Below are 608 nucleotides of genomic sequence, written 5' to 3'. Positions count from 1 at the left end.
CGTTATCAGATGCTGATGAGTCAATCAGACATAATTTACGCTCATCACCCAGATGGCTGAACAATGGAATCCCTTTGCCCAACAACACTGGAATACGCGTAATGGTGATCTCGTTGATCAATCCCGCTGCGAGGAAAGCCTGGATGGTCTGACCTCCGTCTATATATAGATGCTTCAGACCTTGAGCCGCAAGCTGCGCCACGATAAGTACCGGATCGCCCGCTAACACATCGACATTGCCTCGCAGTTTTGGTGGCAGCGTTACCTCCCCATGTGAGAGCACCACGACTCGCGTGTTTTCATAGGGCCACTCAGGGAAAGACAACACCTTATCCAGCGTCTTGCGCCCCATAACCAGTGCATCGACCGTTGTCATGAACTCATCATAAGTGAGCCCCCTTAGTACAGGGCACTCGTACTCCGGCCGATGGAGCCACTCAATATCTCCATCCATCCTGGCAATGAAGCCGTCAACACTTGCTGCGATAAAGACCGAACATTTTGTATCCATGGTCAGAGAGACTCCTTTTTTGGCGGTGTTTATAGCATGTCCTCAAAGCCCAAGATCGCATAGCGTCTCATTATGGGATTGGAAATGGTCTGTGGCG

General features: G+C 50.7%; 1 protein-coding gene. It reads right to left on the bottom strand.

Annotated features, from left to right (window positions below; translation table 11 throughout):
* Positions 1-511, bottom strand: a 511-nt coding sequence (locus HBN61_RS22340) for a dihydrofolate reductase family protein (RefSeq protein WP_170047933.1), incomplete at its 3' end; no start/stop codon positions are given.
* Positions 512-608 lie beyond the last annotated feature (97 nt).

It is taken from the genome of Pseudomonas sp. WS 5071, assembly GCF_012985765.1.
Lineage (GTDB): Bacteria > Pseudomonadota > Gammaproteobacteria > Pseudomonadales > Pseudomonadaceae > Aquipseudomonas > Aquipseudomonas lundensis_A.
Note: the sequence above shows the minus strand (reverse complement) of the source record. Positions and strands in the feature narration are given on the sequence as shown.